The following is an 18,500-nucleotide window of genomic DNA, read 5'->3' as shown; positions in this document are numbered from 1 at the left end:
TTTTGTTTGATTTTGTTATTGTATTTCAATACCGAACAACATTTTCTTATTACCTAAAATAGGTGTTGCGTATAAAACCACCCAACTTTTCCGTTGGATGGTTTGGATCACATCAAGTTACTTTAAGCTGTTGCTTGTTGTTCTGCTTGAATTGCAGTGAGTGCAATCGTAAACACAATATCATCGACCAAAGCCCCGCGAGACAAGTCATTTACAGGTTTATTCAAACCTTGCAACATTGGTCCGACACTTACGACATTAGCAGAGCGTTGCACGGCTTTATAAGTGGTATTACCTGTGTTTAGGTCTGGGAAAATAAACACATTGGCACGACCTGCAACTTTAGAATCAGGTGCTTTCGAGCGTCCGACACTTTCAACCGATGCTGCATCGTACTGAAGCGGCCCATCAATCAACAGATCAGGACGGCGTTCTTTCGCTATACGTGTTGCCTCAGCGACTTTTTCAACTTCAGCTCCAGCACCAGAGGTACCCGTAGAGTATGAAATCATTGCAATACGTGGGTCTAAACCGAAGGCCTTTGCCGAGTCAGCCGATTGAATCGCAATTTCAGCGAGCTCTTCGGCATTTGGGTCTGGGTTAATCGCACAGTCGCCATAAACATAGACTTCATCGGGTAATAGCATAAAGAACACGGAAGAGACCAGTGAGTACTCAGGCGCTGTTTTAATCAGTTGGAAGGCTGGGCGTACAGTATTGGCTGTGGTGTGTACTGCGCCTGAAACCAAACCGTCGACTTGATCGAGTGCCAACATCATGGTGCCTAGAACGACAGTGTCTTGCAGCTGTTCACGCGCTTGCAGCTCGTTCAGTTTCCCTTTACGCAGTTCCACCATTTTTTCGACATAGTTTTCACGAATTAAATCTGGATCGATAATTTCTAAGTCATGTGGAAGCTCAATACCACGTGCTTTTGCCACTTCTACTACAGCTTCAGGTTTCGCCAATAAAATACAGTGTGCAATGCCACGAGATTGGCAAATAGCCGCCGCTTGAACTGTGCGTGGCTCATCGCCTTCAGGGAGGACAATGCGCTTCTTCGCAGCAATCGACTTTTGGACCAATTCATGGCGAAAAGCCGAAGGTGAGAGACGAGGTTGGTACGAGCCATTCAACATTGCCGTTAACCATTCTTCATTGATATGGCTCGATACAAAACGAGTGACTTGTTCAGCACGTTCCGTATCATCGACCGGAATTTCATTGCTGAGATTGGCTAAGCTCTGCGCCGTGTCGAACGTGCTGAGCGCTGTATGTAAAATTGGTAAGCCTTGCTTAATCGCTGTTTGGCAGAACGCAAGCACTTGCTCGTTTGGTGTATGGTGTTCAGTTAGGACCAAACCTGCCAGTGGAATACCGTTACTGCTGGCTAAGCTAGATGCCAAAAGCACATCGATACGATCTGATGCACTAATGATCAGCTCGCCTGCGACAAACTTATGAAGTTCGTGCTCAATGTTCGATGCAATCAAACTGCTATGCAACACACGACGTTGGGTCGCGTCGCCTTGATTGATCCATTCCGCTTGAATGTGTGAAGCCAAGTCCGACATACGCGGTACGCTAAGCGTGTTGCTAAACGGAACCAAGCCAATCACAGGGAGTTTGTCTGATCCGAGTTTTGGATGGGTCTTTTGGAGCTCAATAATAAATTTATTGGTATCGCTGATTAAACGCAGACTTGGGTCAAACGTCACTGGAATGTGTGCTGAGTCATCGGGCAAGCCTTTGGTGCGCATCAATAACACGCCCGCAGTTCGCTCAGAACTGGCACCGCCAAAATAGCGTAGCTGGCTATCGACTTTTTCAGCCGTCGCGCTTGGTTTATTAATGTCTGCATTGCTGACAATAATGACCTTGGCATCGAGTGCTTGCGCAAGTTGTGCATTTAGTTCAGAGGCAAAAGAATCTCGGCTATTCGGGACTAAGCCTTCAACAATGATCAGGTCATGCTTACGCGCAATAGCACGGTGCAAACGAACCGCATCTTCAAGTAACTCATCATTTTCACCTGCGCTGAGTTGTTGCAAGATGGTGTGATAGCTAATCGGTTCTACGGTTTCGTTTTTTGAAACATGGTGATAGAGCGCTGTTGTGCGGTCTGCACCTGTAGTCAGTTCTTGAGAAAAAGGTTTTAAAAATCCAGCCTTAACACCTTGGCATTCCAGCGCATAAACCAAACCCAGACAAGCGGATGTTAAGCCGACGCCTTCCCCAGTGGGCACAAGTAAAATCGTTTTCATATATTTATTCGTCATACAAGAATTTAAAACAGACTTGAGGGAATGTAACGACCGCTTAAGCGATCGCTACATTGTCTTCAGACTTTTTTGCAGCAGTTTGAATCACCTCATCGGCCACGGAAGCAGTTTCTTTGGCAATACGGCCTTCTTCATCGGTCGGTACAACCCAAATTTGCGGGCCTGTACCTGTATCAATACGACCTTCGGTACCACGTTTTAAACTGTCATTGGCTTCTTTACTCAAGTTAAAACCAAAGTGCGGTAGGAAGGCGACTGTTTTTTCACGAATATATGCCGAGTTCTCGCCAATACCACCCGTGAAGAACAAGCCATCAAGACGTGGTAGACCACAGCTCAGTGCAGCCAATGATTTTGCGAGGCGGTAGCAGAACACTTCAATAGCTAAAGTCGCATCTTCATTGCCTTGTTCAGAGGCTTCAATCAAAGTACGCATGTCATTTGAAAGATCAGACAAACCGAGTAAGCCCGATTGGCTATTCAACATTTTATCAATTTTATAAATGTCCCAGCCTAGGTTGTTGGCAAGGAAACTATGTAAGCTTGGATCGACATCACCACTGCGTGTGCCCATCACGACACCTTCAAGTGGAGTTAAGCCCATTGAGGTATCGACACTCTGCCCATTCCAAATTGCACAAGTAGAGCTACCATTACCCAAGTGTGCGGTTAACCAGCCTCCTTGTTTGAAGCTACCTGCCAGTTCTGAACCGCGTTCAGACACATAAGCATGGCTCGTACCGTGGAAGCCATAGCGACGGACATTATGCTCAGTGTATAAAAATTTTGGCACAGCATAGCGATAAGCGTGTGCAGGCATGGTTTGGTGGAATGCTGTATCAAATACAGCCACTTGTGGTAGCTCGGGGAATAAGCGCATCGTGGCGTCAATCCCAACCAAGTGCGCAGGGTTGTGCAGCGGAGCAAGCGGTGTCGCCGCACGAATGCGTTCGACAATTTCTTCTGTTAAAAGCTCAGCTTTGGTCAATGTACCGCCGTGTACTACGCGGTGACCAATGGCTTGAGGGTTATAATGTGAAAGGCGTTCTAAGATGGTTTCCAATGCTTTTTCATGATCGGCATGTGGAATAGACAATTCAAGGGGTTGACCACCCGCTGTAATGCCTTTGATACGAGCGTCAGCAGAACCTAAGTTCTCAGCTAAACCGAAAATACGATCTTCACGACGTTCAGAAACGAGCGCATATTTGATTGATGAAGATCCGCAGTTAATTACTAATACTGATGTAGACACGTTTTAATACCCGATTCTAATTGAATTATCCGTCCTAGAACTGATCTTCATGCAGTACGTTCTTATGCAATCTTGATCATTTTTTATGTTGTATCATGTGTATATTTTTAGTCCAAGATAGACTTTAGGTGATTAGACTTAAGCACTATCGACCGTCTGATGAATAATAATTAAAATTTATCGGTTCATGATTTTCATTTATTCATGAAATGATGCTGAATTATTCATCAGCTTCAACGCTATAAAAATAACATGCTATCTGCTGAAAAGAGCTGAATATATTGTGGCGTTCCTGTTTATTTTTGATATGTCATTTTAGATACACGCACAATCACATACGCAATCAACGTGACCATCAAAAAAGCATGATTTCCTCTAAATTTTAAGCATTCGAGTTGAAATGGCACTGATTAGGTTGGCAAACGCCTTTATGTAAAAAAAGGGATGTAAAGTCAAAACAACAGCCGATAGGGGATCAGTAAAATACGCGTGCATCTTATGATGATCATGCTTTTGTTTTAAGAGTGCTTGCAGAGGGCGTTCAGATATAAAAAATGTTCAGCCCTTTGGAAAGAGCTGAACATAGATATTTAAAATGTGTCGGATGAGTTATTGGCGAATTTGACCATCACCAAACACGATCCATTTTTGTGAAGTCAGGCCTTCTAAGCCGACTGGGCCACGGGCATGGATTTTATCCGTTGAGATGCCAATTTCTGCGCCTAAGCCATATTCAAAACCATCGGCAAAACGGGTTGACGCATTGATCATGACCGAACTCGAATCCACAGCGGCCAAGAACTCACGAGCTAGAGAGTAGTTTTCTGTAATGATCGAATCGGTATGGTGTGAGCCGTATTTATTGATATGTTCAATCGCTTCTTCCATACCAGACACCACCTTCACTGCTAAAATTGGACCGAGGTATTCGGTGTACCAATCTTCTTCTGTCGCCGTTTTGACAGCAGCACCTAAAATGCGCTGAGTTTCAGCACAGCCGCGCAACTCCACTTGTTTTTCAGTGTAGAGCTCAGCGACACGCGGTAAAAACTCATCTGCGACTTTTTCATCGACCAGCAAAGTTTCCATTGCATTACATACGCCATAACGGTGAGTTTTTGCATTGAGTGCAATCGGTAGGGCTTTTTGTAGGTCAGCTTGTGCTTCAACATAAACGTGACAGTTCCCATCCAAGTGTTTAATTACAGGGACACGGGCTTCATTGCTGATACGTTCAATCAGGCCTTTGCCTCCACGTGGAACAATCACATCGACAAATTCGGTGAGTGTAATCAGTTGACCCACGGCTGCGCGGTCTGCGGTGTTAATCACTTGAACCGCATGTTCAGGTAAACCCGCCAGTTTTAAACCGCGTTGGATGGCTTCAGCAATGGCTTTATTGGATTCGAGGGCTTCAGAACCACCACGTAAAATAATGGCATTGCCAGATTTAAGTGCTAAAGACGCGGCTTCTAAGGTCACGTTTGGGCGAGACTCGTAAATCATGCCAACCACGCCTAAAGGAACGCGCATCTTACCGAGCTGAATTCCTGACGGACGATAGGCCATATCGGTGATTTCACCGACAGGATCTTTGAGGCCAATCACATCTTTTAAGCCTTGCAACATGCCTTTAAAGCGTGCGGGAGACAGTTCTAAGCGATCAAGTAAAGCACTGTCTAAGTTGTTGCTGTGCGCTTTGTTCATATCTGCTTGGTTTGCCGCTAAAATAGTGGGCTCACTGTTGACTAAAGCAGTATAAATAGCTGACAACGCATTGTTTTTAGTTTCGGTAGAAGCACGCGCCAAAATACGAGAAGCTTGACGTGCTTGCTGTCCTACCGTTTGCATATATTGTTCAATCGACTCTTGCATAGCGGTTTGATCACTTAGAAATTTCACAGAAGATAGTAACAGCCTAACACTCGACCGCATAGTCTCTACATGAAAAATCCAGTGTATAGGCGGACTTATACATATTTTGAAATTGTTTTTTATCTAAAACATGATGAGCGGTTACACAATCTGTTGCGTGTAAAACAGTGCTCTGTATAGAATGAATTTTAGGACATGAAGTCCTTGCATAATTATTACAACACTGAACACCCTGTTGTCGTTGACAGGCGTGATCGTGCATTTCTTGCAAAACAAAAAGTACAGGCAAGAGTAGAGGGAAGGAACATGAATTCTATGATTCAAAGGGATGCCGAGCTGGATGACGCGAATTTACGCTTAGGTTTTTTTGATGTTTACCATCGTAACAGCTTTAAAGAACCTGCACGAACCACATGGATTGAGGGTTGGAAAGTCGAATACATGGCGATTGCTCGGCCAGATTCATTCCATCGTACGCCTATCGTGATTATCGGTGGGGCATTTCAAAACTTTAATTCCTACAAATATTGCGTTGAGCAACTGCTCGATGCCGGTCCGATTATCCTGATTGATCTGCCTTCAATGGGTGCCAATCAACAAATTCGTAATATCGATACAGGTTTGTCTGCGGGCACGTTAGAACTGGGTGATCTCGCGAAAATGCTCGGCGTTTGGTTAGATATTGAAGGATTAGACAAAGTTTCAGTGATGGGCATGTCACTGGGCTCAGTGGTGGCGTCTTGTCTGGCCGATCAACGACCGGAGCTCATTGACCGTATGATTTTAATGGGTGTGATGCAAAAGACCCGCAAAAGCTGGCGGATGTTGCTAGAAGAGTCGTTACACTTAATGCGTGAACAACGCATGGATGAGTTTGGTCAGGCCGTGATTTTGTATTTGGTCAATCATGCCAAAATGGATAAAACCAAAATGTCACCCACAGCCAAGCGTTTGTTCTTCAGACAGATGGCGGAGTTTACCGCAACAGAACAAGAGCGCTATGAAATCAACTGTAATCGTTTGCTTCGCCTCACCGATGTGCCGATTCCACAGTGTAAAGTCTTGGTGGCCTGTGGCCAATATGACAGTTTTACCTTGCCACATGAAAATGCTAACTTTGCATTGCAATGTCCTGACATGGAGTATGCGCAAATTGCCAATGCAGACCATGTGCCACAGCTACAACGTCGTAAAGAAACCATGCACCTGTTTGCGACGTTTTTGAAGGATGAATCCATTCAGCACTTAGACGGGATTATCCCCTTTAGTCGGGCACAAATGCTGGATATGGAGCGCCGCGGTGAAGAGCGGGTTCAGATTCAACACCCTGAAACCTTCTTAAGTTATCGTCATTCGGATTTGGTGATTGCGACAGAAGTGGTGGATTTGAACTACTTTGGGGTACTTTTACGCTTTGAGTCAGACTTGGTTGCTGTCGCGGCTGAATATCCACGTGATTTGGCTTTACACTTGAGTGATGAAGAAGGCGAGTTTCAGATTGAATGTTTAATTTTTGCGGAAGATGGGCCGTATATTCGTGCCTTATTTAAACATGGCAGTTTTGAACTCGCGGAGCGACTGCTTCGCTTTGTGGGGCATCAGAAACAAGAACAGACGTTGCTCGAAGCCGTGAGTTAAGTGAAAGTCAAAAATAAAAAAACAGCGTTTCATCGCTGTTTTTTTATGGGTTGGGTTTTAGGCTATTGCTCGGGTTGATTGGGCTTTTGCCATTGGCTATGCACCAACCAGACCAAGTCGCCTAAGTGGTCCTGCTGATCTAAGTTTGAAGTGTCGGACTGAGTGCTATTGAAAGCTAAAGTGGGTTGGTGAACTGTAACAGTGTTGAAGCCTACTTGTTTGAAAAATTGAGCCGCTTCAGGCGGACTGACAAAGTGAAAGCCAAAGGCGCTACGGGACATCCATTTTAAAAGCTTGCTACTGCTCCAGATAAAGTTAGCCAGCTTATTTTTCACAGGTTCAGGGTAGAGGTCAGTCAGATAATATAACTGATCAAACTGCTGTCCGTATTGGACAATGCCTTGTAGCAGTTGAGTGAGCATGTCTTTGCTAAAGTAGTTGATCAAACCTTCACTCACCACCACCAAAGGGCGGTTTGGGTCAAACACCTCAAAAGCACGGGCAAAATCTGCACTAAATAAGTCGGCGGAGAGAACTGCTGGGCTGGTCTGATCGATCTGTTTTAAGGCCTGAGTTTTGATTTTCGCCATGTCAGGTAAGTCGAGTTCACGATAGTCAATCTCAGGATACTGTTGGCGAAAGCTCCAGCCGCGTGGGGACAGGCCACTGGCAATTTCTAAAACTTGTAAATTTGGGTACTGTTGGATCAGTGCGCTGAGGTGATCATCAATCATTTGATGACGCTGTTTTAAGGTGGTACGCATGCTGCCACCGACGTGTTTCTCAGCCCAACTTTCGAGTGGATGCACCAGTTTGGCCAGTAACTTCCCTTTGCGGGTGGCAAATACAGGGTGTGAGATGCCCATGCTATACCAAATATAGCCTGTATAGTGTGCAGTAAAAGAGATATGGCGATGAGCCGATAAAACATCTGTCATGGTATCCGTACCCGATATTTTGTTGTTTTAGCGTTGTTGTTTGGGCAATGCAGAGCAAGCCTGTTGATTTATTTTGAGTTTATCATAATGAAAAAAGGACATCTTGTGATGTCCCTTTGTCCGAAATATCGTGGTTGAAATGGTCAAAGATGAAGTGCTTAACTTAATCTAAACAGTTCCACTTGGTCACGTACTTTGGCCCAATTGTCACCTAAATGCAGTGTTGATTGAACGCTGATATTTGGAATCTGACCACGCATGCGTTCTAAGCGAGCTTGGTTTGGCAGCGCCAGTTGGTTGATCCCCTCCAAGGCTACACATGCGGATGCTCGGTCATTACACACCAGTCCCATGTCACAGCCTGCATGGAGTGCGGCTTGAATGCGGGAATCTGCACCACCTGCAACACATGCGGCTTGCATGCTTAAGTCGTCTGAGAATAAAACACCATCAAAGCCCAGTTGCTGACGTAGAATGGTTTGAATCCAATACGGTGAAAAACCTGCTGGGTTTGGATCGACTTGGTTATAAATCACATGCGCAGGCATGAGTGCATCCAACTGTGGCATCAGTTTGATAAAAGTCTGCATATCTTTGGCATAAATTTCATCATACGTGCGTGAGTCGATGGCTGCTGCGACATGTGAGTCTGCTTGGACTGAACCATGACCCGGAAAATGTTTGCCTGTCGATGCCATGCCTGCGGCTTTCATCCCTTTTAGGAATGCACTGGCTAGCGGTACGATGTCTTGAATATTTTTGGCAAAGCCACGGTCACCAATCACATCACTGATGTCATTGAGGTCGAGTACAGGGGCAAAGCTAAAGTCGATGCCGACGGCAAGCACTTCTGTCGCCATCAACCAGCCAGACTGTTCTGCCAAGCTTAAAGCCTTTTCAGGTTCGCTTAAGAATAGCTCGCCAAACTTACCCATTGCTGGAAGTAGGCTAAAGCCCTGTTTTAAGCGTTGAACGCGTCCACCTTCTTGATCGACAGCAATCAAAATATCAGGACGAATTCGGCGCATGTGGTCGGTGAGGGCGCGAACTTGTGCAGGAGACTCAATATTTCGTCCAAATAAAATCATGCCACCGACTTGCGGTGCTTGTAATAGTGCAATATCTTCTTGAGTAAGTTCTGTGCCTGCGATGTCGAGCATCAATGCGCCAATCATATTGGGTGTCCGTATTTGATTTTTTGGTCAGTGACTGTTTTGGCTCTGAAATGAGAGCGAAACAGGTCGTCGAAAACAATACCCGAATTTTGCAATGATTTGCTACATTTTGTCAGCACAGATTATGATAAAACTACACGACATAAACAGATTAAGTTGTTTAAGATTTTGAATATTCTCAATTCATGTCGAAAAATGACATTGTAATTTTGGTCAAAAACCAAGGAACTAAGAATTATTTATGAAACTTCAAACCATTGCTTGTGCGGTTGCAATTGCAACGGGTGGATTCTTTTTCACCCATGCCATTAATGAAGCCATTGCAGCGACTGAAACTACCGCTGTAACCAAACAAGCTATTGTTCCGTCGCAGGAGCAGGCTTTGGTGTCTCGTCAACTGGCGACCTTGGTTGACCGTCAACATTATCTCAATCAACGTTTAGATGCGAAAACATCGGCACGTATTCTCGATTTCTATCTGGACAGTTTAGATCCAGATCATTCGTTGTTTCTTGCCTCTGAAGTAGAGAGTTATAAGCGTAAATATGGCTCAAACTTAGGTGCGGCTTTAAAAGCAGGTGACTTAAGTGGACCGTATGCGATTCATGCACAGTATCGAGATCGTTTGACCCAGTTTTATACCTATATGCTGGATGAGCTGAAAAAGCCGCAGAATTTAAAACAAGCCAATGTTTATATCGAAACTGATCGTGAAAAGGCACCGTATTTTGCCAATGAAGCGGCGCAGCGTCAGCATTGGAACAAAATGTTGGTTTCGCAGCTGATTAATTTGACCATTAGTAAAGAAGAAGAGTTGGCGAAGCAAAAAGCGCTTAAAGCCAATCCAGAATTGGCCAATGGACAAGATCTCACTAGCTCGGAAGATTTAACCCCAGTACAAACCTTAACCAAGCGTTATATGCGCCAGTTAGAACGTATTTCACGGGTGAAAAGTGATGATGTGTTAGACAAAACACTCAATGCAATGACGCTTACCTATGATCCGCACAGTAACTATTTCCCACCTGTTGATGCAATGGAATTGAACCGTCAGACGACTTTGCAGCTTGAAGGGATTGGGGTATCGATTCGACCTGAACGGGGCAATGAAGACTACACCAAAATCGAAACCATTGTAGAAGGTGGTCCTGCGAGCAAGTCTGGACAGGTGAAGTCGGGTGACCGCATTATTGGTGTGGCGCAAGATGGCGAAAAAATGGTGGATGTGATCGGTTGGCCGAGCAATGAAATTGTGGGCTTAATCCGTGGTAAACGTGGTACCAAAGTTACCATACGCTTACTCGGTTCAGGTGCACCGATGAGCCAAGCGCGTAATGTGACCATTACCCGTGACGTCATTCAAGAAGAAGATGCTGGGGTACGTTCACGTACCGTAAATGTGACTCGTGATGGTCAGCAGTACACTTTTGGTGTGATTGAGATTCCATCTTTCTATTTAAACTATCGTGCACGTCGTGCGGGCACGGAATATCGTTCTGTATCTGAAGATACCAACAATGCGCTGAAAACTTTAGCGGCCAAGAATGTATCAGGGATTATTATCGACTTACGTAACAACCCAGGGGGCTCACTTGAAGAAGTGGCTCGTATGCTTGGACAGGTGATTAAGTCAGGTCCAGTGGTGCAAATTCGAGATGGTAACGGTAATGTGAGCGTTTTCGAAGACGATGACAATGGTGCGCAAACCTATGCGGGTCCATTGGCAGTGATGGTAAATTTAGCATCTGCGTCAGCAAGTGAAATTTATTCTGCTGCGATTCAAGACTATGAACGTGGCATTGTGATTGGTAGTACCACCACAGGGAAAGGAACGGCACAAGTTCAGCTCGATAACTTGGCACATGGCCAAGCCACATTAACGCAACGTAAGTTTTACCGTGTAACGGGTGGCAGTACGCAAAACAAAGGCGTGATTCCAGACGTGAAATTGGTAGACATTTACAATGAAGAGTTTGGTGAGCGTAAAGCGAAAAATGCGCTTGAGTGGGACACCATTCCAACAGCACCGTTTAAACGAGAAGGCAGCATTGCACCGTATGTAAAACGTTTAGGTGAGCTGTCGCAAGCACGCGTTAAAGTCGACCCGCAGTTTAACTATCTTGAACAGCGTAAAGACATCTCGAAAAAGACCGAAGATCAAAAACGTGTAGTTTTAGATATTGATCAACGTAAAGCTGAATTGTTGGCACTGGAAAAACAGACTTTAGACTCGGAAAACAAGCGCCGTCAGATTGCAGGACAAAAGCCTTATGCAAACTGGGAAAGCTATCAAGCCTCTATGGAAGCTTTGGTTGAAGCACGCGCTAAAATGAAAGCGAATCAGCGTCCTGCATTGCCTGAAGAGGAAGCATTTGTGACTGAATCTGCAAATGTCTTATTAGATTATGCCAAGTTGCAAAAAGGCACTGCAAAATAGTTTAATCTCTGACGCAATGTATTAAAAAGCCAGTTTCGACTGGCTTTTTATTTAAATTGTGATTCAAAACACAAATGCAGGTTTGGCTGGTTACCAAACCGATCTTCAAGGTAAAATAAATCTATAAATTCTAATAAGATTTCTATGTTTTTTTCTTGACCTGAACCTGTTTGTATAAGATTCTTAATCGGGTAGCAATGCTTTTCGCCTTTGATAAAAAGGATATATAAATGAAGAAAAAGAGCAATTAATACGGACACTTTATATGATGCATGTGCATTACGATTTTAGTTTGGTATTAGGTTCAATTGTTGTGGCATTGTTGGCGTGTTTTTTTGCAGTGTCGACTGAACGCTTATTATTTCGTGCTTGGCGTAAAAAATTTCAAACAGGGTTAATCTTACTCAGTAGTTTTTTCTTAGGCTGTGCCATTTGGGCCATGCATTTTGTGGGCATGTTGGCTTGTGATTTGCCGACGCATAGTTATTTTGACCCTGTACTGACGATTCTTTCTTTTTTTATTGCTTTTATTGCATCTGTTTTTTCAATTTGGTTGACCACGCGTCAGACCTTACCTTTTTTAAGATTGGTCTTAGGCTCTATTCTGATGGGGCTTGGTATTTCAGGCATGCATTATACTGGCATGATGGGGCTGATCATTGAGGGCTATCAGAGTGTTTACGATCCTTTATTAACAGTTTTCTCTATTCTGCTTGCCATCAGTGGCTCGGGTTTAACCTTTTGGCTGATCTTTAAATATAAAAGTGCAGTCAGTAAGAAACTGTTGTACCAATGGTATGTTGCAGGGATGATGGCCTTGACCATCGTGAGCATGCATTATACCGGCATGCTTGCAGTCTCGTTCTATCCGACCCATAGTGACAAGCTGGTGATGACCCTTGAAGCAGGGCAAAGCATCGTTTTATTTGTTGTTATCTTTATTACCTGTTTGATTTTGGTGGCGGCATTTGTTGTTGCGGTGCTGGAGCAACGTTTAGAAGAGCGAAATATCCAACTTTCTCTGGCCAATAAAGAGTTGGCAAATCAGGCGGTACAGGACAATTTAACCAAGCTGCCCAATCGATTGTATTTGGCGGAATACGCCCATTTTTTGTTTACAGATCAGCGCTTCCGCAATCAAAGCATCGCCTTTTTATATATCGATTTAGACCGCTTTAAAGCCGTGAATGATGTTTTTGGGCATCATGTTGGGGATCAGTTATTGGTTCAACTGACCACTCGGATTCATCGCCACTTAAGCAAAAATGAAAAAATTCTCAGAATTGGGGGGGACGAGTTTCTGATGGTGCTGGAGCAGGCCACTCCTGAGCAAGCGTGCCAAATGGCGGAGCACGTGCTGGAGTTGATTCAAGATAGCTTTTTGATTGCGGGTAAAGAAATCAATGTATCTGCGAGTATTGGTATTGCAATGTATCCCGAACATGGTAGTAATTTGCAGGATTTACTGATTAATGCCGATGCAGCGATGCTGACCTCAAAATATCAGGGACGAAATACCTATTCTATTTTTAATTACAGTTTTGACCAACAAGAAGCGAAAAGCCAAACTAAGCTGATCAATGACTTATATAAAGCCGTAGAAGAACAACAGTTTGTTTTGTATTACCAGCCTAAATTTACCATTCAAGATCAACGGATTTGTGGAGTCGAGGCGCTGATTCGCTGGAAGCATCCGACTTTAGGCTTGCTGACCCCCAATATGTTTATTAAAGGCGCGGAGAAAACGGGGCTGATTATCCAGATGGGCTATTGGGCTTTGGAGCAAGCGTGTAAACAGCTGCAAATCTGGGAGCGAGAGAAAATTGAACTGTATCCGATTGCCGTGAATTTATCAGCGGTGCAGTTTGAGCATAAGCATTTATTTAATAATCTTGAGCATCTTTTTGATAAATATAAAGTCAATCCCAATCATTTAATTATTGAAATCACTGAAAGTACGGCCATGCACCATATCGAAGGCAGCATTCGTACCTTACAGCGGTTACGTGAAATGGGGATTCGTTTGGCGATTGATGACTTTGGGACAGGACATTCCAGCTTTTTATATTTAAAAAACCTTCCTGTGGATGAGTTGAAGATTGATCGTGGTTTTATTCATGAGCTGACCGTTGGCTCAAAAGATGAAATGATTTTAGAAAGTATTGTTCATCTGGCGATCCGCTTGGGTTTGGTCGTGACGGCAGAAGGTGTAGAAAGTCCTCTGCAAATGGAAATCTTGTCGCGGTTAGGCTGTCAGCAATTACAAGGCTATTTGTTGGGCATGCCTATGGATGTTAAGCGCTTAGAAGAGTTTGAGTACACATCGTCAACTTATTTCAATTAAGCCGTTGATTGAAACGCTTTGGCGTGAGGTGCTTTCTCGCTTTGCTTGATAAAAGACAATAGAAGCTCAAGCGGTATTCGGATACAATTAGCCCAATTTAGAATTTCTTTTATAGGACTTTGTGGTCGTATCGATCATAAGGGCTATGATCAATTGCAGATTTAATTTATGTTTAAAAATGAATTAGCCGCGCAAGTTGCGCAGCGTCGCACCTTTGCGATCATTTCCCACCCCGATGCTGGTAAGACCACCATGACAGAAAAACTACTGTTGTGGGGGCAGGCCATTCAGATTGCAGGTATGGTGAAAAGCCGTAAATCGGACCGTGCAGCGACTTCGGATTGGATGGAAATGGAAAAAGAACGTGGTATTTCGATCACCACCTCTGTGATGCAGTTTCCATTTAAAGACAAGATGATCAACCTACTGGATACGCCGGGACACGAAGACTTCTCGGAAGATACGTATCGTACCTTAACGGCGGTCGATTCAGCTTTGATGGTGATCGATGGTGCAAAAGGTGTCGAAGATCGTACTGTGAAACTGATGGAAGTGTGTCGTATGCGTGACACACCGATCATTTCATTTGTGAACAAAATGGACCGTGAAATCCGTGAGCCTTTAGAGCTGTTGGATGAAATTGAAAACGTTCTCAAAATCAAATGTGTGCCGATCACTTGGCCGCTTGGTACAGGTCGTGACTTCGCTGGGGTGTTTAACCTGATCGAAGAGAAGTTTTATGTGTATAAAGCAGGTTTTGGTTCAACCATTACCGAAATCGAAGTCCGTGATGGCTATGACTATCCAGACTTGCGTGAAAAAGTCGGTGAGCTGGCTTGGGCTGCTTTTGAAGAGTCTCTAGAGTTGGTGCAAATGGCCAATGAGCCTTTAGACCGCACAGAGTTCCTTGCGGGTCGTCAAACGCCTGTATTGTTTGGTACAGCATTAGGTAACTTTGGTGTAGACCATGTGTTAGATGCATTTAGTACTTATGCGCCTGAACCTAAAGCGCACCCAACAGAAAATCGTTTGGTTGAAGCCACTGAAGAGGGTTTTACTGGCTTTGTCTTTAAAATTCAAGCCAATATGGACCCGAAACACCGTGACCGTATTGCCTTTATGCGTATTTGTTCAGGCAAATATGAAAAAGGTTTGAAAATGAAGCATGTGCGTCTAGATAAAGATGTACGTATTAGTGATGCTTTGACTTTCTTAGCTGGTGATCGTCAGCATCTAGAGGAAGCATGGCCGGGCGACATTATTGGTTTACATAACCACGGTACGATTCAAATTGGCGATACTTTTACCTCAGGTGAAAAACTACAATTTACGGGTATCCCGCACTTCGCCCCTGAAATGTTCCGTCGTGTACGTTTGAAAGATCCATTGAAATCGAAACAGTTACAAAAAGGCTTAAAAGAACTTTCAGAAGAAGGTGCAACACAGGTCTTCATGCCGCAAAATAGCAATGACTTGATTGTCGGTGCGGTAGGTGTGCTTCAGTTTGAAGTGGTGGCATACCGTTTGAAAGAAGAATACAAAGTCGACTGCGTCTACGAGCCTGTGAGCATTAACACTGTGCGCTGGGTGTCATGTGATGATGACAAAAAATTCAATGAATTTAAGAAAAAAGCACATGATCAATTATCGGTAGATGGTGGTGGTCACTTGACCTACTTGGCACCGAGTCGTGTGAACTTACAACTGATGCAAGAGCGCTATCCAGACATCGTGTTCCGCAATACCCGCGAGCACTAATCGGGATGTTAAAAAATAAAACAGCTTCTTCGTGAAGCTGTTTTATTATGAAAGATACTTTATTTTAATCATGAATTTCATGGAAGACGCATGTTGCAGAAACAGGCTATTTATACAATATTGGTGAGTTTGACTGTCTTATTGACGGCATGTGACTCCTCTAAACAATCTGAAACAGACGCAGATGCCAAAGGTTCGGTATTTAAAACAGAGCAGGCTGAAGTGTTACCATATTTAAATATTCAGCAACAAGCGGCTGATATTGCACAGCCATTTTGTGAAACCAAGAATTGTATTGAATTAGATCTGCAAAGTTTAACAACGGCAGATCCGTGGTTAAACCAATGGATTGCCAAAAGTCAGGCTCGAGTGATTCAAGATCAAATTGGCTTAAAACAAGATATGAACTTACAGCAAGCTATTAATGCCTATGTGAACAAGTCGGATACATGGCAAGCCGAATTCAAGGGTAACAAGGCTTATAGCTTGGCGATGTATACGCGTATACCGTATCAGCGCAATCAGTTTGTGCTAATGCAAATTGGGGTGGATACCAATCAAGAAAATGTAAATGTTAAGGAACGGTATTATTTCTTTGTTGCAGATCGTAAAAATCAAAAAGCGGTGGCATTATTAGATTTAATTCACCCGAAACAGCAACTGGCGATGAATGTGTTGGTGCAAAAAGCGTATCAAGACTGGTTGAAGAAACAAGAATCTGAAGTGAGAAAATCTGCACCAGCGAAGTTGTACTGGGGGCAAGCAGATTGGTTCTTTGACCAAGAGGGCATCGGTTTACACTATCGGACTCATGAGATTGTAAAAGATGGGACTCAGCTTGATATTTATTTGACGAAGGCACAAACTCAACAGGTATTAAAAGCCGATGTCTATACCCAGTTGTTTTAGGGCATAGGCCAAAGCAAGAGCTGGCTTCAAAAGGTAATAGGTTATTTATGTTAAAAAGCAAAACAATATTTACAATCAGCGTACTTGCAGCTGCCATCAGTTTGACAGCCTGCCAACCAAAAGACAAAGAGCCTCAAACTCCTGCAACGCAAACCACAGCAGCTTCAGAGGCAGAAACCGCCTTAAAGCTGGTCGGTGACACAGAAAAATTACAATTCGAATTACCTGAATGTGATGGCAATGCTTGCCCAGAATTAAACATTGATCGTTTGCAAAGTAATCAAGCATTTATTGATGAATTTATTGATCAACAAATTGTGAAAGATCTATCGCAGATTATTGATATTTCACCGATGCATAGCAGTTCTGATAGCACGGCATCAAGTGCGGTGGTGGCAAGTTCTGAACCTGCGGTAGTGGGCCAAGTCCTCACGCCTAAACTGAAACTAGAGAAACAAGTTCAACCTTATTTGGCTGCTTTTCTGGGTTTAGATCAAGAGTTGAAAGCATTAAGTTCTAACCATCAAATTAGTTTGATGATTAAACCGAAGATTTTAAATGCTAAAGACCCTTTGGCCACGGTGGTATTGAACACAAGTAGCTACTTAGGCGGTGCACATGGTTCATCATCACAGCATTATTATAATTTTGACTTGAAGCAGCAAAAGCTGGTGAGTTTGGATGATCTATTGTTGCCGAATCAGAAGGCGGCGTTAAATAGAGTAGCGCATGAAGCCTTTCGTGCTTGGGTTGTGGACTCTAAGTTAGCGACCAATGTCGATGAATATGAGCAAGCGTGGAAGTTTAGCTTGAGTAACAATTATTACTTGGGCACTGAAGGTCTGATTTTGCAATATGGCGAGTATGAAATTGGCCCTTATGTGGTGGGTTTACCGCGCTTAACTCTTGGCTATGATCAACTCCAGAAAATTTTAAAGCCTGAGTATTTGCCAAAAGCCAAACAGAGCGCACAGGCTGCTTCAGAAGCCAAGAGCTAATCAAGCATGAGCTTGCCTCTGTTTGATACCCATACTCACTTTGATGTTGCCGATTTTGATACTGATCGGCAACATTTGGCTGAGCAAGCAAAACGTGTTGGGGTAGAGGCACTGGTCCTCATTGGTTTTCTTGAATCACGATTTGATGCGCTGATTCAGACCCATCAGCAATTAAAAAGCTGGGAGAATGTTCCATGCTCTTACCTTGCACCAGGTTTACATCCGTTTTATATCGAACAGCATCAGACTGAACACTTACAGCATTTAGAGCAGGTCTTGCAGCAGCAGGACTGCGTAGCTGTGGGTGAAATTGGTTTAGATACTTTTTTAAAAGAGCATAAACAGCCTGCACTTTTCGCTAAGCAGCAATCTTATTTTTCTGAACAACTGGAACTTGCTCAGCAATATCAAAAACCTGTGTTATTGCATATTCGCAAAGCACATGCAGAAAGCATTGTCATTTTAAAAGCCCAAAAATTTAAATTCGGTGGTATCGCTCATGCCTTTAGTGGTGGGGTGGAAGAAGCCAAGGCCTTGGTCAAACTCGGTTTTAAAATTGGGGTGACAGGGCAAATCACCAATCCAAATGCCAAAAAATTGCATCAAGTGGTGCAAGCACTTGGTAGTGAACATTTGGTGATTGAAACGGACTGTCCAGATATGACGCCGTTGTGTTGTCAAACATCGACTCAGCATCGCACCCGCAATACGCCAGTGAATTTACCTTATGTTTTGGAGAGTCTCGCGCAGACACTGGATCAGTCTGAGCGGTCGCTAGCAACTCAACTCTGGCAGAACTCCTTGACTGCTCTGCATTTAAAACTTTAGAAGAATAAGACAATAATCTCGATAAAAATAAGATAACCAAAAGGGAACATACTCTTTTCTAAA

The 18,500-nt window shown here is 43.7% G+C and carries 12 protein-coding genes; 7 read left to right on the top strand and 5 right to left on the bottom strand.

The features are described 5' to 3' along the window. Positions 1-122: 122 nt before the first annotated feature. The 3 genes from pta to AC0KVP_RS13980 all read right to left on the bottom strand — a co-directional run bounded on the left by pta (position 123) and on the right by AC0KVP_RS13980 (position 5,412). Entirely contained in the window at positions 123-2,264 is a 2,142-nt protein-coding gene (gene pta, locus AC0KVP_RS13990) for a phosphate acetyltransferase (RefSeq protein ID WP_473337414.1), read from the bottom strand. Between the two features lie 55 nt (positions 2,265-2,319). Then, on the bottom strand, positions 2,320-3,537 hold the full coding sequence (locus AC0KVP_RS13985) for an acetate/propionate family kinase (protein WP_004979078.1): 1,218 nt from the start codon (positions 3,535-3,537) through the stop codon (positions 2,320-2,322). Positions 3,538-4,146: 609 nt separating this feature from the next. Continuing rightward, the gene (locus AC0KVP_RS13980) at positions 4,147-5,412 is read right to left on the bottom strand and encodes a glutamate-5-semialdehyde dehydrogenase (protein ID WP_168158291.1); all 1,266 of its coding nucleotides are present in this window, start codon (positions 5,410-5,412) and stop codon (positions 4,147-4,149) included. Positions 5,413-5,718: 306 nt separating this feature from the next. Between AC0KVP_RS13980 and AC0KVP_RS13975 the strand changes: the two genes are divergently transcribed. Then, on the top strand, positions 5,719-7,050 hold the full coding sequence (locus AC0KVP_RS13975; RefSeq protein WP_218288705.1) for an alpha/beta fold hydrolase: 1,332 nt from the start codon (positions 5,719-5,721) through the stop codon (positions 7,048-7,050). 62 nt (positions 7,051-7,112) lie between these two features. Here the strand turns inward: AC0KVP_RS13975 and AC0KVP_RS13970 are convergent, their stop codons facing one another. Both AC0KVP_RS13970 and nagZ read right to left on the bottom strand, forming a co-directional pair. Then, positions 7,113-7,988: a class I SAM-dependent methyltransferase gene (locus AC0KVP_RS13970; protein ID WP_473337409.1), complete on the bottom strand. Its 876-nt coding sequence runs from the start codon at positions 7,986-7,988 to the stop codon at positions 7,113-7,115. Between the two features lie 158 nt (positions 7,989-8,146). Beyond that, positions 8,147-9,163, bottom strand: a complete 1,017-nt coding sequence (nagZ, locus tag AC0KVP_RS13965; protein ID WP_473337405.1) for a beta-N-acetylhexosaminidase — start codon at positions 9,161-9,163, stop codon at positions 8,147-8,149. A gap of 241 nt (positions 9,164-9,404) precedes the next feature. On the opposite strand from nagZ, the gene AC0KVP_RS13960 reads away from it, so the two are divergent. The 6 genes from AC0KVP_RS13960 to AC0KVP_RS13935 all read left to right on the top strand — a co-directional run bounded on the left by AC0KVP_RS13960 (position 9,405) and on the right by AC0KVP_RS13935 (position 18,437). Then, entirely contained in the window at positions 9,405-11,600 is a 2,196-nt protein-coding gene (locus AC0KVP_RS13960; protein WP_058868923.1) for a carboxy terminal-processing peptidase, read from the top strand. A 265-nt stretch (positions 11,601-11,865) separates the two neighbouring features. Next, positions 11,866-13,944: a bifunctional diguanylate cyclase/phosphodiesterase gene (locus tag AC0KVP_RS13955; RefSeq protein ID WP_473337398.1), complete on the top strand. Its 2,079-nt coding sequence runs from the start codon at positions 11,866-11,868 to the stop codon at positions 13,942-13,944. A gap of 168 nt (positions 13,945-14,112) precedes the next feature. Beyond that, on the top strand, positions 14,113-15,702 hold the full coding sequence (locus AC0KVP_RS13950; protein WP_473337395.1) for a peptide chain release factor 3: 1,590 nt from the start codon (positions 14,113-14,115) through the stop codon (positions 15,700-15,702). A gap of 90 nt (positions 15,703-15,792) precedes the next feature. After that, complete coding sequence (locus tag AC0KVP_RS13945) at positions 15,793-16,611, top strand: hypothetical protein (RefSeq protein ID WP_473337393.1); 819 nt, start codon at positions 15,793-15,795, stop codon at positions 16,609-16,611. 47 nt (positions 16,612-16,658) lie between these two features. Continuing rightward, positions 16,659-17,609 (top strand): RsiV family protein, encoded by a 951-nt coding sequence (locus tag AC0KVP_RS13940; RefSeq protein WP_473337391.1) that lies wholly within the window; start codon positions 16,659-16,661, stop codon positions 17,607-17,609. Between the two features lie 12 nt (positions 17,610-17,621). After that, positions 17,622-18,437, top strand: a complete 816-nt coding sequence (locus tag AC0KVP_RS13935; RefSeq protein ID WP_473340532.1) for a TatD family hydrolase — start codon at positions 17,622-17,624, stop codon at positions 18,435-18,437. Positions 18,438-18,500 lie beyond the last annotated feature (63 nt).

The sequence above is a fragment of the Acinetobacter sp. DL27 genome (genome assembly GCF_055810995.1).
This window is presented reverse-complemented; position numbering and strand designations above follow the sequence as displayed.

What these genes read in the sequence shown, in the direction of transcription:
- pta (WP_473337414.1), bottom strand. Translation starts at nt 2,264, where the DNA reads ATGAAAACGATTTTACTTGTGCCCACTGGGGAAGGCGTCGGCTTAACA.
- AC0KVP_RS13980 (WP_168158291.1), bottom strand. Translation starts at nt 5,412, where the DNA reads ATGCAAGAGTCGATTGAACAATATATGCAAACGGTAGGACAGCAAGCA.
- AC0KVP_RS13975 (WP_218288705.1), top strand. Translation starts at nt 5,719, where the DNA reads ATGAATTCTATGATTCAAAGGGATGCCGAGCTGGATGACGCGAATTTA.
- AC0KVP_RS13970 (WP_473337409.1), bottom strand. Translation starts at nt 7,988, where the DNA reads ATGACAGATGTTTTATCGGCTCATCGCCATATCTCTTTTACTGCACAC.
- nagZ (WP_473337405.1), bottom strand. Translation starts at nt 9,163, where the DNA reads ATGATTGGCGCATTGATGCTCGACATCGCAGGCACAGAACTTACTCAA.
- AC0KVP_RS13960 (WP_058868923.1), top strand. Translation starts at nt 9,405, where the DNA reads ATGAAACTTCAAACCATTGCTTGTGCGGTTGCAATTGCAACGGGTGGA.
- AC0KVP_RS13955 (WP_473337398.1), top strand. Translation starts at nt 11,866, where the DNA reads ATGATGCATGTGCATTACGATTTTAGTTTGGTATTAGGTTCAATTGTT.
- AC0KVP_RS13950 (WP_473337395.1), top strand. Translation starts at nt 14,113, where the DNA reads ATGTTTAAAAATGAATTAGCCGCGCAAGTTGCGCAGCGTCGCACCTTT.
- AC0KVP_RS13945 (WP_473337393.1), top strand. Translation starts at nt 15,793, where the DNA reads ATGTTGCAGAAACAGGCTATTTATACAATATTGGTGAGTTTGACTGTC.
- AC0KVP_RS13940 (WP_473337391.1), top strand. Translation starts at nt 16,659, where the DNA reads ATGTTAAAAAGCAAAACAATATTTACAATCAGCGTACTTGCAGCTGCC.